Here is a 12,868-nt window from a genome sequence, read left to right on the forward strand (position 1 = left end):
CCCACGGGTGGCCGCTGTGAAGCGCCGCATCGGCCAGGCACTGGTGTTCGTCATGGCCTTCCTGATCCTGGTGGCAGAGGTGCAGCGCGCCGACGACGCAGCCGAGCAGCGCGCGATGCACGAGCTGAACGGGACGCGGCCGTGACCCGGACCTTCGAAGAATTGCGCATCACCTACCAGAGCGATGAACAGATGGCGCGCGACTTGTTCCGCCAGCTGGTCGTCGCAGAAGCAGCAGCCACGATCGCGCAAGCACACCGCGTGCTTGCCGAAAACAAACTGGCGAAGGCAATGCCGCGCCGCATAAACCGAGATCGAGAGGGAAACTGATGGAACACGCACACCCCCGCCGCACCGCCAGCGCGCTGCGCACCTGGTCGCTGTGCATGACCAGCGAGAACCACGGCACCGTCGGCCCGGCCGGCTGCAAGTTCAGCCACGCACCCGAGAAGCACGAGCGTGTGCTGGTGGTTGAGGTGCCAGCCGCTGCCGGCGCGCCGGTCGACCAGGTCAATCTGCAGCTGGTCGGCGCGCGCCGGCCGGTGGCCGAGTTCAAGGGCTACGTCGATGGCCAGCCGGCCGTGACCTGGCTCGATCGCGACAACATGCCGTGCGTCGGCACGAAACTGTACGCGGCGCCGCTTGAAGTGAAGGCCGATCAGGCAGCCGCGCCTCTGCCAGCAGGGCCCGTGCGCATCGCAGACATTCCGAGTATCGAAATCACGCTGCGCCAGGCAAAAGAATTGGTGGCCACGTTCGGCGGGCACGATGCTGAAATCTCGATCTTCCAGCGTCCTGCGGCGTGGGCCGACATGGACGACGGCCTGTACGCCTTCTTCAGCGATTACCCGGATGAGGGATCGATGTACCTGGGCCCGACCGACGTCGACGACGACCTGGCCATGAACGGTGAGCCTGCACCAGCTGAGCCAACCGACGAGATGATCGTCGCCGCGCTACATGCCTGCGCTATCGATACGAGTCCAAGCATCTACGGCTTCCCCGAGCTGCAGGTCAGTGCGACGAACGTGCCGGGCATCCGTGCCGTGTACATGAAGATCGCGGCTGCCATGCAGGCATCTACATCAGGCGAGCGCCAGGAAGGCGGTGCAGCATGAGCCGCAGCGGATATTGCGACGATTACGGCGACGACGATCCGCTGGCACTGGGCCGGTACCGCGCACAGGTAGCGTCGGCCATCCGTGGCAAGCGTGGCCAGGCGCTGCTGCGCGAGCTGCTGGTCGCGCTCGACGGAATGCCGGAGAAGCAGCTGGTGGCCGGCGAGCTCGAGGCCGATGGCCAGTTCTGCGCACTGGGCGTCGTCGGTCAGGCGCGCGGCTTGAATCTGGCCGCGATCGACACCTACGACGTTGAATCACTGGGCGGGACGTTCAACATCGCCGACCAGCTGGCGCGCGAGATCATGTGGGTCAACGACGACCACGTGCAAGAGCATCGCTGGATGGAGGTCGAGATCTGCGGCCCGATGCGCACCTGGGATCGAGGCCATCACCAGAGTGTGAGCGTCCCCAACGAATTCGCCCGCAGGCAGCGCTGGCAGGCCGTGCGCGACTGGGTCGAGGCACACATCACGAAGGAGCAAGCAGCATGACCACCACCCCTACCGCATCCCCTGAACTGCCGGACTTGGACCGCCTGGAAGCACTGGCGCGCGCGGCAACGCCCGGCCCTTGGATTTATCAGGAAGGCTCGGACGCCTACACCCACATCGTGCGCCCTGCGCAACGCCCTGGCCACATCGTTCGCCACTATGCGCACGACACGACCGGCGTGGTTGAAGCGAACGCAAGGTTCACGGCCGGCGCCAACCCTGCCACCGTGCTGGCCCTGATCGCCCTTGCTCGCCGCGGCCAGCCAGAGGGCGAAGCGCCGCAAGCCGATGCGCTGTACAAGCAGTATTGGGCGCAGTGGCCGCCTCTTTGTGGCGCCCAGCATGCAGAGAGCGGCAAAGAGGCCTATCAAGTCTTCAGCCATGACAGCGGCGAGTGGTATGGCGTCGACAAGGCGCAGTACGATCGGGCGCACGATAGTTACCGACGCGTTCTCGCCGCCCAGCAAGCCGCAGCACCCGGCGCTCTGTACAGCTACATGGGCGAGAGCGGCCGATACGAACTGCTCGGTCACGCTGTCGGCGCCGGCAAGTGCCGCCTAATCGATCCACTCACTGTCTACCGCGACACCGCAACTGGCAACCTGCACTTCCGCCACCCCAGCGACTTTGCCGCGCGCATGGTCGCTATCGAGGGCAACGCATCAAGCGGCCAAGGCACACCGGAAGCGCCGACCGACAAAACGATGCCGGGCTGGGAGCGAGGCATCGCCACCGTAACGCTGAACGGGCATCAATTGCGCGAGGCGCTCGACTTCATCAACCCTGACGGCGCAGGCGATCCCGATCAGCTAGACGACGATCTGACCTTTGGCGTCGTCCAGTACAAGGACGATGAGGGCCAGGGCGCAACCGGCATGTGCTGCTGGAACGGCGACACCGATGGCGTGCTGCCGCTCGACAGCGAGCCGCGCGCCGCCCAGCCCGCCAACACATCGGAAGCGCCGACCGAACTGCCGCGCCTGTACCGCTTCGACTGCTACGTGGGGAAGACGAAGATGGCGGCCGGCGTGGGCGTGCATGCAATCAGCATGGATGAGGCCGAGCAAAAGGCGCGCAAGCTCATCGACAAGGAAGAAACGATCAAGTTTGAGAGCAATGATCCGTGCCACGCCACGCGCAAGTGCAATATCTGCGCGGCATATGAGCGCGCCGCCCAGCTCGACGGCGGCCAGGAAGGGAGCGAATCAAATGCCGATCAAGCCTGAAAACCGCAAGCGCTACCCGGCCAACTGGCCCGAGGTCCGTGCGTCGATTCTGGAGCGCGCCGGCAACTGCTGCGAGCAGTGCAAGGTGAAGAATGGCCAGACCATCGCGCGCGGCGCTGGCCCATTCGCCGGCACGTACCAAGCTGACACGGCCGAGGTATTTGACGCGGAGACCGGTGAGTACATCGCGTCGGTGCGAATGAGCGAGTACCAGCTCAAGAACATGGTGGAGATCGTCCTGACCATCGCGCACCTCGACCACCAGCCCGAGAACTGTGACCCGGCGAACCTGCGCGCCTGGTGCCAGATGCACCACCTGCGATACGACGCGGCGCACCACGCCGAGACCGCGCGCACCACCCGCCGCGAGCGCCTGGCCGTGGCCGATATGTTTGAAGGGAGCGAATCAAATGGCTGACACCTTGCGCCACGTCGGCGCGCAGATGGCGAACGTGATGTTCAACCTGGCGCAGCGGCCCGGCGAGCAGATTACCGGCGACATCGTGGCCACAATGGACAGCCTTTGCAAACGGTGGGATGCAGCAGTGCGCGCCGCGCGGTCGCCCAACGCCGCGTCCGAAGAGCTGCTAAATATGCTGGGTCGGGTGCATCCATATGCAATGCCGGTAGACGAGTTCAAGCGCGCCGAGGATCGCTTAGAGCGCGCCGTCAACCTTCAACAGCCGCTGCCAGTTCCAGACCAGGCGGCAATAGTCTGGCGCGGCGATTTGATGTCGCTGATGGGAGAACTGCAGCACAAGCGATCCGTATGGCTGGACTGGAAGAAGATGCGCGCCGCCCTCGCTTCTCGCCCTGTTGAGGTGGACGACGAAGGACTGCCGCCGCTGCCGGATCCGGTGTTGCTGTTCGCGCCAGACGTGTACGGCTACACCGGCGACAGCATGCGCCAAGGCCAGCGAGATGCGGTGGCAGCGTACCGGGCGCGCCTGGCTACAGGCGGCGCCCAATGATCCTCAACAGCATCACGCACAAGGCGCGCCGCGATTACCTGTGCGCCTTCTGCGGCATGACCGTGGCCAGCGGGACGCAATATGTGCGCGCGCAGTCGCCGGGTGGCGCGCAGGCCAAGAAGGCGTTTCACAGCAAGTGCTACGCCGGCCTGGTCGCCAGCGCTGGGCGAAAATAGAAGTTGGAAAGGGTTTTATGATGTCCGAAATGTTCTTGAGCTCCGACGAGATCCACAGCATGACTGATCGAGTGCAGCGCCGCGCGCAGGCGAAGATGCTGCGCGCGATGGGTATCGAGTTCCGCCAGCGCGCCGACGGCAGCCTGGCCGTGCTGCGCTCGCACGTCGAGCAGCTGTTTGGGGTCGCGTCGGCGCCGGCCTCGGCACGGAAGAAGACACCCACCGAACCGAACTGGGGAGCGATGAATGCCGCGCGCGCGTAAGCCCGAGAATCAGGGCTTGCCAAAGCGCTGGCGTCTTGCCCATGGCTGCTACTACTACCAAGTGCCGCCCGGCCAGGAGGCCGCATGGGACAGCAAGCAGACATTCCGGCTCGGCGCCAACCTACCGGAGGCCTACAAGGTGTGGGCCGAGCGGCTGCAGGTGGTCGACCGGGCGAAGACTGTCGCCGCCCTGCTCGATCGGTACGCGCTCGAGGTGATCCCGCTCAAGAGCGTGACGACCCAAACGCAGAACGCATCGGCGATCAAGCCTGTGCGCGCGACGTTTGGCCCAATGGCCCTGACCGATATCAAGCCGCGGCACGTCTACCAATACGTCGATCGGCGGGAGAAGAAGACGGCTGCGCGCCGGGAAATGGAATTGCTGTCGCACGCGCTGACGAAGGCCGTGGAGTGGGGATACCTGGACCGCCACCCGTTCAAGGGCGAGGTCAGACTGGAAGGGGAGAAGCCGCGCACGCGCTACGTGGAGGACTGGGAGATCGTCGAGTGCCTGTCGCTGGAGGCGCGCCGGAAGTCGGGCAGCGTGCTGGCGGCCCAGGCCTATATCCGCTTGAAGCTGCTGACGGGCATGCGGCGCGGCGACATGCTGCGTCTGACGATGTCGGACCTGCAGGAAGACGGCATCTACGTCGAGCCCGGCAAGACATCAGGGTCAACCGGCAAGCGCATGGTGATCACCTGGTCGGACGAGCTGCGCGAAGCGGTGGCCACGGCGAAGGCCGCGCGGCCGGTGCCGCTGTCGCCGTACTTGTTCTGCACGCTCGCCGGCGAATGCTACTTCAAAGAGAACGGCCGGGCCGGCAGCTGGGAATCGCTCTGGCGCAACTTCATGGCCAGGGTGATGGAAGAAACGAAGGTGACCGAACACTTCACCGAGCACGACCTGCGCGCCAAGTGCGCCAGCGATGCGAGCACCCTGGAACACGCCCGCAGCCTGCTCGCGCACGCTGACAGCAAGATCACGGATCGCGTTTATCGGCGCCGGCCGGACATGGTCAAACCACTGAGGTGACCATTTGAATAGTACAGCCCGAATCTATAGTAAAACGGGCAAAAAAAATCCTCCGAATCAGGAGGATTTTATTCACTAAATCAATGACTTGTATTCTGGCGGAGAGAGGGGGATTCGAACCCCCGGTAGGCTATGAACCTACACACGCTTTCCAGGCGTGCGACTTAAACCACTCATCCATCTCTCCTGATGGTCGACGTGCGCGTTCCACGAAGCCGCTCATTATAACAACAATTCCTGGTAGTACAAGACCGACCTGACAACGGCCAGGCAAGCCCCTTTCCTCGCACCACCTCTGAATGGTATCGTTCCCGGCTGGCCTGCCCCTCTGGCACGCTACCCGCAACGGATACGTCGTGAAACGCACATCACTTTATCTCATCATCTTCGCCGTGGCTGCTGCTGGCGCCGGCGCTGGCTCCTGGCTCGTCAACCGCACCCCAACCGGGGCGCCAGAAGCGAAGCCGGCCCCCGCAACCGCCACCAGCACCAGCACTCAAGACGCCCGCGCCATCGCAACCGATCTGCGCGCCATGCTCGACGCTTACCGCAAGATCATCGTGCTGACCCACGACGAGGCCACACTGCCCGCCGCCGAGCGCGCGCAGGCGAACCGCATCGGCCAGCAGCTGTTCCACGAAAACCAGGAACGCATCGGTCGCGTGGAAACTGCGCTGACCGCCCTGATCGCGTCGAACAACCCACGCCGCTTCGACGCCATCAGCACCCTGCTCGACTATATCGAGTCCGGCGACGGCCTGTACGACGCCGACCGCCTGGCGTTTCGCGAAACCCTGCGCAGCCTGCAGGCGCAAATCGCCAGCGATTCGTCGCTCGCCGCGATCAAGCTGCACAAGCGGATCTCGGAAGACCTCGACGCGCTGGCCGAGATCGAGCGCAATTACGAGAAGGAGATCCGGGCGATCTTCGGGCGCTTCGATACCCGCGCGATCGAGCTGAAACGCGAGAAGTGGGACAGCTATATCGTCTACCTGAAAAAACTCTACACGCGCGAACGCATCCTGAAGGAATACGGCGTCGTGCTGCCCTACCCCGCCGCGCCCGAACCTGAGCCTGCGTCCCCGGAGCCGGGCGCGCCACCGCAGGCCGGGCGCGAAGGCGCCGAGATCTTCGGCAAGTCGCTTCCTAAAAAGACCGTGCTGCTCACCTTCGACGATGGCCCGCACCGCCGCTACAGCGAAGAAATCGCCGCGATCCTCAAGCAGTACAACGCGCCGGCGATCTTCTTCAACGTCGGGCGCAACCTGGGCGCGCTCGATGCGCAGGGTGCGGCCAAGCTGGGGGCGAACGCCCAGGTGAGCCGCAAGCTCAAGGACGCCGGCTACGTGCTGGCCAATCACAGCCTCACGCATGCGCAATTGTCCAAGCAGACGGGCGCGAAGCTCAAGTCCGAAATCCTCGATACCGACACGCTGCTCAAGGCGGTCGATCCGCAGCGCTCGTCGCTGTTTCGCTTTCCGTATGGCGCGCGCAATCGCGAGGGCATGCAATTGCTGGCCGATGCGCAGCTCACGTCGATGATGTGGAATATCGATTCGCTCGACTGGGCCGACCCGGTGCCGTCGTCGATTGCCGACCGCGTGCTGCGCAGCGTAGAGAAGGAAGGCCGCGGCATCATCCTGTTCCACGATATCCACGAACGCACCGTCAAGGCGCTGCCGATGATTCTCGAACGCCTGGCAGCCGAGGGCTATCAATTTGCCGGCTGGGATGGCGCCACGTTCCAGGTCGACAGCAAGGCAGCGCCCGCGCCGGCGCCACGTGCGGCCGCCACCGGCTATGCCAATTCGTGGGCGATCCTGGTGGGGATCGACAATTATCCGAAGTGGCCGCGCCTGGAATACGCGGTACGCGATGCCGAAGGCGTCGAGCGACTGCTGGTGCAGAAGTTCGGCTTTGCGCAGGAACGCGTGATCACGCTGAAAAATGAGCAGGCCACACGCCAGGGCATCCTGGCTGCGTTCCACGATCGCCTGGCCCACGGCGGCCTGCAGCCGAACGACCGCGTGTTCGTGTTCTTCGCAGGGCACGGCGCCACGCGCAAACTCAGTTCGGGGCGCGATCTGGGCTACATCGTGCCGTTCGACGCCGACCCGAACAACCTGGCCACCGATGCGATTCCGATGACCGAAATCCAGAACATCGCCGAGAGCCTGCCGGCCAAGCACGCGCTGTTCGTGATGGACGCCTGCTATAGCGGCCTTGGCCTGACGCGCGGCGCGGCCAATGCATCATTCTTGCGCGATAACGCGCGCCGCCTGGGCCGGCAGATGCTCACGGCCGGCGGCACCGACCAGCTGGTGGCCGACGGCGGGCCGAATGGCCACTCGGTCTTTACCTGGACGCTGATGCAGGCCCTGGGCGGCAAGGGCGACCTGAATGGCGATGGCCTGATCACGGCCACCGAGCTGGCGGCGTATGTGGCACCGGCCGTCTCCAGCGTGTCGCAGCAGACGCCGGCCTTTGGCAGCTTGCCGGGATCGGAAGGCGGCGACTTCGTGTTCGAACTGCCCGAAGAGACCGAGTTCCTCACGGCCGGCACGGCGCAGTTGTCAAACGATGCGATTGCGCTCAACACGCGCCTGGACGCGCAGACCTCGAAAGCGTCGGGCACGGTGGTGGTCAAGGATCTGCAGGGCGGCGAGACGCGACTCAAGGCGCCGGCGGTGGTGCCGGTCTCAAGCCGGCAGCAGGCGCAGCGGGCCAACGATCTGGGTTTGCAGCTATATAAAGAGAAGCAGTATGTGCAGGCCGAGGCGCAGTTCACCGAGGCGCTCAAGCTGCGGCCGGACTTTGCGCTGGCGGCGAACAATCTGGGCTTCGTGTTCTATAAACAGGATCGCTACGTGGAGGCGGCGCGCTGGTTTGAAAATACGGTCAAGATCGACCCGTCGCGGGCGATCGCGTATCGCAATCTGGGTGATGCGTATGTGAGGTCGAAGCAGCCGCAGAAAGCCAGGGCGGCGTTTACGACGTATCTTGAATTGGCGCCGACCGGTGCGGGTGCGGCGTATGCCAAGGAGCAGTTGCAGAAGTTGTGATGGTGGTTGGACGCGTGGATGGCGGAGCCATCCACCCTACGTCATAAAAAATGCCCGTCGTCGCAATGCGAAGACGGGCATTTTCGTTCCGGCCCGAAGGCCGGCACCAGTGGCGTAATTACGCCGATTCTTTCAACTGCTCCAGAATCGCTGGATTCTCGAGCGTCGACACATCCTGCGTGATGCTCTCGCCCTTGGCCAGCACGCGCAGCAGGCGGCGCATGATCTTGCCCGAGCGGGTTTTCGGCAGGTTGTCACCGAAACGGATTTCCTTCGGTTTGGCGATCGGCCCGATTTCCTTGCCCACCCACGCACGCAGTTCGTTGGCGATTTTCTTCGCCTCTTCGCCGGTTGGCCGCGCGCCCTTGAGCACGACGAACGCGCAGATCGATTCGCCCGTCGTATCGTCCGGGCGCCCCACCACCGCTGCTTCGGCCACCAGCGAATTGGCCACCAGCGCCGATTCGATTTCCATCGTGCCCATGCGGTGACCCGACACGTTCAGCACGTCGTCGATGCGGCCCGTGATCGTGAAGTTGCCGGTGTCCTTGTTGCGGATCGCGCCGTCGCCCGCCAGGTAGTATTTGCCACCCAGCTCGTCCGGGAAATAACTGGTGCGGAACCGGTCCGGGTTGTTCCAGATGGTGCGGATCATCGACGGCCATGGACGCTTGACGACCAGGATGCCGCCCTGCCCGTTCGGCACGTCCACGCCAGCTTCATCGACGATCGCGGCCATGATGCCCGGCAGCGGCAGCGTGCACGAACCCGGCACCATCGGCGTCGCGCCCGGCAGCGGCGTGATCATGTGGCCGCCCGTTTCGGTCTGCCAGAAGGTGTCGACGATCGGGCAGCGTTCGCCGCCGACGTTCCGGTAGTACCACATCCAGGCTTCCGGATTGATCGGCTCGCCAACCGAACCCAGCAAACGCAGGCTCGACAGATCCGAATTCTTCGGATGGACTTTCTCGTCCACATCCGACGCCTTGATGAGCGAGCGGATCGCCGTTGGCGCGGTGTAGAAGATGCTGACCTTGTGCTTTTCGATCGTCTTCCAGAAGCGCCCGGCGTTCGGGAACGTGGGCACGCCCTCGAACACGACCTGCGTGCCGCCGACGGCCAGCGGGCCATAGGCGATGTAGGTGTGACCGGTGATCCAGCCGATGTCGGCCGTGCACCAGAAGACGTCGGTGGGCTTCAGGTCGAACGTCCACTTCATGGTCAGCGCGGCCCACAGCAGATAGCCGCCGGTCGAGTGCTGCACGCCTTTCGGGGTGCCGGTCGAGCCGGACGTGTAGAGGATGAACAGCGGGTGCTCGGCGTCGACCCATTCCGGCTCGCAGTCGGCCGACTGGCCTTCGACCAGCTCGTGCAGCCACAGGTCGCGGCCTTCCTTGAAAGCGACGTCGCCGCCGGTGCGGCGGTAGACGATGACGTCCTTGACGGTGTCGCAGCCACCCATGCCGAGGGCTTCGTCGACGATGGCTTTGAGGGGCAGCGATTTGCCGCCGCGCTGCTGCTCGTCGGCCGTGATAACCGCGACCGCGCCGGCGTCGATGATGCGCTCCTGCAGTGACTTGGCCGAGAAGCCGCCGAACACCACCGAGTGGGTCGCGCCGATACGGGCGCAGGCCTGCATCGCGCTGATGCCTTCGACCGACATCGACATGTAGATGATGACGCGGTCGCCCTTCTTGATGCCGCGCGACTTGAGCGCGTTGGCGAATTTGCAGACACGCTCATGCAGCTCGCGATAGGTCACACGGTTGACGGCGCCGTCGTCGGCCTCGAAAACGATTGCGGTCTTGTCGGCGTTGCCGTTTTCAAGATTGCGGTCGAGGCAGTTGTACGACGCATTGAGCTGGCCGTCGCCGAACCATTTGTAGAACGGCGCGTCGGATTCATCGAGCGTGCTGGTAAATGGCTTGTGCCAGTCGAGGTTCTCGCGCGCCAGACGGGCCCAGAAACCTTCGTAGTCGCTGGCCGCTTCGGCGCACAGCTTGTCGTAGGCGGCCATGCCGCTGACGGTGGCGTTGGCGGCAAATTCGTGCGGCGGCTGGAATACGCGGTGCTCTTGCAGGCCCTGGGATTGCTCTTGCGTCGTCTCGTTCTCGGACATGTCGGTCTCCATTCTAGTTAGTGGGTTATGCCGATACCATAGGGGCGCTCGCTTACTGAGCCCTTACACATCGCCCCCGGCGACCGGCAGGTGCCGCCTGACGCATTCTAACGCCGTCTCTTGCAAAGCGGACAAGTGCGCGAGACGACACCGTAACGCTGGCGCCGGTGTAAAATGCCGTGCTGAATTTTCTCGCACTTCCTGGAGTTCCATCCCGATGTCGTCCCTGCCGCCGAACCCGCCTTATCGCAAGTTGTCGCCCCTTAATTCACTGATTTTCTCGAGCCGCTGGCTGCAATTGCCGCTGTATCTTGGCCTGATCCTGGCCCAGTGCGTCTACGTCTTTCACTTCTGGGTCGAACTCGTCGACCTGATCGGCGCCGCCATGGGCAACGCCGACTCGCTCAAACACATCATCGATGCCGTCAGCGTGCCGGGCGCCGCGCGCCCTACCCGGCTCAATGAAACCATCATCATGCTGGTCGTGCTCGGCCTGATCGATGTGGTGATGATCTCGAACCTGTTGATCATGGTGATCATCGGGGGTTACGAGACGTTCGTGTCGCGCATGCACCTGGATGGTCACCCGGACCAGCCAGAGTGGTTGTCGCACGTGAACGCATCGGTCCTGAAGACCAAGCTGGCGATGGCGATCATCGGCATTTCGTCGATTCATCTGCTCAAGACCTTCATCAACGCGTCGTCCTACGATGTGAAGACGCTGTTCTTCCAGACCCTGATCCACTTCGCGTTCCTGCTCTCGGCCATGGCGATTGCCTACACCGATCGCATCGTGATGAGCACGCACAACGACAAGCATTCTTAAAACAGAACCTTCCTGGTACTCCTGAAAGAGCGAACATGGCAACCGTGATTACCCAAGACGACCTGATCGAATCGGTCGCGGCAGCACTGCAGTACATCAGCTACTACCACCCTGCGGATTACATCCAGCACCTGGCGCGCGCCTACGAGGCCGAGCAAAGTCCGGCCGCCAAGGATGCGATCGCCCAGATCCTGACCAACTCGCGCATGTGCGCCGAAGGCAAGCGCCCGATCTGCCAGGACACCGGCATCGTCAACGTATTCCTGAAAATCGGCATGGGCGTGCGCTTCGAGGGTTTCACGGGCACCGTCACGGACGCCGTCAATGAAGGCGTGCGCCGCGCCTATAACTTCGCCGACAACAAGCTGCGCGCCTCGATCGTCGCCGACCCGCATTTCGAGCGCAAGAACACCAAGGACAACACCCCGGCCGTGGTCCACATGGAACTGGTGGAGGGCGAGACCGTCGACGTGAAAGTCGCGGCCAAGGGCGGCGGCTCGGAAAATAAAACCAAGTTCGTCATGCTCAACCCGTCCGACTCGCTGGTCGACTGGGTGCTGAAAACCGTGCCGCTGATGGGCGCGGGCTGGTGCCCGCCGGGCATGCTCGGCATCGGCATCGGCGGCACCGCCGAAAAGGCGATGCTGATGGCCAAAGAGTCGCTGATGGAAGACATCGACATGTACGAGCTGCGCCAGCGCGGCCCGAACAACAAACTCGAAGAGCTGCGCATCGAGCTGTGCGACAAGATCAACGCGCTGGGCATCGGCGCGCAGGGCCTGGGCGGCCTGACCACGGTGCTGGACGTGAAGATCAATATGTACCCGACGCACGCGGCCTCGAAGCCCGTGGCGATGATCCCGAACTGCGCCGCCACGCGCCACGCGCACTTCGTGCTGGACGGCTCGGGCCCGGTCTACATCGAACCGCCTGCGCTGTCGAGCTGGCCTGATGTGAACTGGACGCCGGACACGCAGAAATCCAAGCGCGTCGACCTGAACACGCTGACCAAGGAAGAAGTCGCTTCATGGCAGCCTGGCCAGACGCTGCTGCTCAACGGCAAAATGCTGACGGGCCGCGACGCTGCGCACAAGCGCATCCAGGACATGCTGGCCAAGGGCGAATCGCTGCCGGTGGACTTCACCAACCGCGTGATCTATTACGTCGGCCCGGTCGACCCTGTGGGCGACGAAGTGGTCGGCCCGGCTGGCCCGACGACCGCCACGCGCATGGACAAATTCACCGACATGATGCTCGAGCAGACCGGCCTGATCTCGATGATCGGCAAGGCCGAGCGCGGCCCGGCCGCCATCGAGTCGATCAAGAAGCACAAATCGGCGTACCTGATGGCGGTCGGTGGCTCGGCGTACCTGGTCTCGAAGGCGATCAAGTCGGCCACGGTCGTCGGCTTTGCGGACCTGGGTATGGAAGCGATCTACGAGTTCGACGTGACCGACATGCCGGTCACCGTCGCCGTCGATTCGACCGGCACGTCGGTCCACACGACCGGCCCGAAGGAATGGTCGGCCAAGATCGAATCGCTGCGCGGCGTGCCGATCACCGTCGCATAAGCACCCTCC

The 12,868-nt window shown here is 63.9% G+C and carries 14 protein-coding genes and 1 tRNA gene; 13 read left to right on the forward strand and 2 right to left on the reverse strand.

Features of this window, described 5'->3' with window-relative positions; genetic code table 11:
- The first annotated feature begins 16 nt into the window (after positions 1-16).
- The 10 genes from RCH14_RS02240 to RCH14_RS02285 are packed head-to-tail and all read left to right on the forward strand — an operon-like array spanning position 17 to position 5,281.
- Positions 17-145, forward strand: a complete 129-nt coding sequence (locus RCH14_RS02240; RefSeq protein ID WP_343024532.1) for a hypothetical protein — start codon at positions 17-19, stop codon at positions 143-145.
- On the forward strand, positions 142-330 hold the full coding sequence (locus RCH14_RS02245; RefSeq protein WP_343024533.1) for a hypothetical protein: 189 nt from the start codon (positions 142-144) through the stop codon (positions 328-330). The genes RCH14_RS02240 and RCH14_RS02245 overlap by 4 nt, the downstream gene beginning before the upstream one ends.
- Positions 330-1,118 carry a hypothetical protein gene (locus RCH14_RS02250; protein ID WP_343024534.1) on the forward strand — a complete coding sequence of 263 codons (789 nt, stop codon included), beginning with the start codon at positions 330-332 and terminating at the stop codon, positions 1,116-1,118. The genes RCH14_RS02245 and RCH14_RS02250 overlap by 1 nt, the downstream gene beginning before the upstream one ends.
- Positions 1,115-1,612, forward strand: a complete 498-nt coding sequence (locus tag RCH14_RS02255) for a hypothetical protein (RefSeq protein WP_343024535.1) — start codon at positions 1,115-1,117, stop codon at positions 1,610-1,612. The genes RCH14_RS02250 and RCH14_RS02255 overlap by 4 nt, the downstream gene beginning before the upstream one ends.
- A complete protein-coding gene (locus tag RCH14_RS02260) occupies positions 1,609-2,838 on the forward strand; it encodes a hypothetical protein (RefSeq protein ID WP_343024536.1) in 1,230 nt (409 codons plus the stop codon). Before RCH14_RS02255 ends, RCH14_RS02260 begins: the two co-directional genes overlap by 4 nt.
- Positions 2,822-3,256 (forward strand): hypothetical protein, encoded by a 435-nt coding sequence (locus RCH14_RS02265; RefSeq protein WP_343024537.1) that lies wholly within the window; start codon positions 2,822-2,824, stop codon positions 3,254-3,256. Before RCH14_RS02260 ends, RCH14_RS02265 begins: the two co-directional genes overlap by 17 nt.
- A complete protein-coding gene (locus RCH14_RS02270) occupies positions 3,249-3,809 on the forward strand; it encodes a hypothetical protein (protein WP_343024538.1) in 561 nt (186 codons plus the stop codon). The genes RCH14_RS02265 and RCH14_RS02270 overlap by 8 nt, the downstream gene beginning before the upstream one ends.
- On the forward strand, positions 3,806-3,985 hold the full coding sequence (locus RCH14_RS02275) for a hypothetical protein (RefSeq protein WP_343024539.1): 180 nt from the start codon (positions 3,806-3,808) through the stop codon (positions 3,983-3,985). The genes RCH14_RS02270 and RCH14_RS02275 overlap by 4 nt, the downstream gene beginning before the upstream one ends.
- Positions 3,986-4,014: 29 nt before the next feature.
- Positions 4,015-4,248, forward strand: coding sequence for a DUF4224 domain-containing protein (locus RCH14_RS02280; RefSeq protein WP_343025031.1), 234 nt, complete (start codon positions 4,015-4,017; stop codon positions 4,246-4,248).
- Positions 4,232-5,281 (forward strand): tyrosine-type recombinase/integrase, encoded by a 1,050-nt coding sequence (locus RCH14_RS02285; protein ID WP_343024540.1) that lies wholly within the window; start codon positions 4,232-4,234, stop codon positions 5,279-5,281. Before RCH14_RS02280 ends, RCH14_RS02285 begins: the two co-directional genes overlap by 17 nt.
- A 96-nt stretch (positions 5,282-5,377) precedes the next feature.
- Here RCH14_RS02285 and RCH14_RS02290 read toward each other — a convergent pair.
- Positions 5,378-5,468: transfer RNA gene (locus RCH14_RS02290), tRNA-Ser, on the reverse strand.
- 169 nt (positions 5,469-5,637) lie between these two features.
- Between RCH14_RS02290 and RCH14_RS02295 the strand changes: the two genes are divergently transcribed.
- Positions 5,638-8,343, forward strand: a complete 2,706-nt coding sequence (locus RCH14_RS02295) for a polysaccharide deacetylase family protein (protein WP_343024541.1) — start codon at positions 5,638-5,640, stop codon at positions 8,341-8,343.
- Positions 8,344-8,461: 118 nt separating this feature from the next.
- Here RCH14_RS02295 and acs read toward each other — a convergent pair whose 3' ends face one another.
- Positions 8,462-10,462, reverse strand: coding sequence for an acetate--CoA ligase (gene acs, locus RCH14_RS02300; protein WP_343024542.1), 2,001 nt, complete (start codon positions 10,460-10,462; stop codon positions 8,462-8,464).
- Between the two features lie 217 nt (positions 10,463-10,679).
- Here acs and RCH14_RS02305 point away from each other — a divergent pair, with 217 nt between their 5' ends.
- Both RCH14_RS02305 and RCH14_RS02310 read left to right on the forward strand, forming a co-directional pair.
- Entirely contained in the window at positions 10,680-11,288 is a 609-nt protein-coding gene (locus RCH14_RS02305) for a TIGR00645 family protein (RefSeq protein WP_343024543.1), read from the forward strand.
- Between the two features lie 35 nt (positions 11,289-11,323).
- Positions 11,324-12,859, forward strand: coding sequence for a fumarate hydratase (locus tag RCH14_RS02310; RefSeq protein ID WP_343024544.1), 1,536 nt, complete (start codon positions 11,324-11,326; stop codon positions 12,857-12,859).
- The last annotated feature ends 9 nt before the right edge of the window (positions 12,860-12,868 follow it).

This window comes from Massilia sp. MP_M2 (assembly GCF_039123635.1).
Taxonomy (GTDB): Bacteria; Pseudomonadota; Gammaproteobacteria; order Burkholderiales; family Burkholderiaceae_D; genus Telluria.

What these genes read in the sequence shown, in the direction of transcription:
- RCH14_RS02250 (WP_343024534.1), top strand. Translation starts at nt 330, where the DNA reads ATGGAACACGCACACCCCCGCCGCACCGCCAGCGCGCTGCGCACCTGG.
- RCH14_RS02255 (WP_343024535.1), top strand. Translation starts at nt 1,115, where the DNA reads ATGAGCCGCAGCGGATATTGCGACGATTACGGCGACGACGATCCGCTG.
- RCH14_RS02260 (WP_343024536.1), top strand. Translation starts at nt 1,609, where the DNA reads ATGACCACCACCCCTACCGCATCCCCTGAACTGCCGGACTTGGACCGC.
- RCH14_RS02265 (WP_343024537.1), top strand. Translation starts at nt 2,822, where the DNA reads ATGCCGATCAAGCCTGAAAACCGCAAGCGCTACCCGGCCAACTGGCCC.
- RCH14_RS02270 (WP_343024538.1), top strand. Translation starts at nt 3,249, where the DNA reads ATGGCTGACACCTTGCGCCACGTCGGCGCGCAGATGGCGAACGTGATG.
- RCH14_RS02275 (WP_343024539.1), top strand. Translation starts at nt 3,806, where the DNA reads ATGATCCTCAACAGCATCACGCACAAGGCGCGCCGCGATTACCTGTGC.
- RCH14_RS02280 (WP_343025031.1), top strand. Translation starts at nt 4,015, where the DNA reads ATGTTCTTGAGCTCCGACGAGATCCACAGCATGACTGATCGAGTGCAG.
- RCH14_RS02285 (WP_343024540.1), top strand. Translation starts at nt 4,232, where the DNA reads ATGCCGCGCGCGCGTAAGCCCGAGAATCAGGGCTTGCCAAAGCGCTGG.
- acs (WP_343024542.1), bottom strand. Translation starts at nt 10,462, where the DNA reads ATGTCCGAGAACGAGACGACGCAAGAGCAATCCCAGGGCCTGCAAGAG.
- RCH14_RS02305 (WP_343024543.1), top strand. Translation starts at nt 10,680, where the DNA reads ATGTCGTCCCTGCCGCCGAACCCGCCTTATCGCAAGTTGTCGCCCCTT.
- RCH14_RS02310 (WP_343024544.1), top strand. Translation starts at nt 11,324, where the DNA reads ATGGCAACCGTGATTACCCAAGACGACCTGATCGAATCGGTCGCGGCA.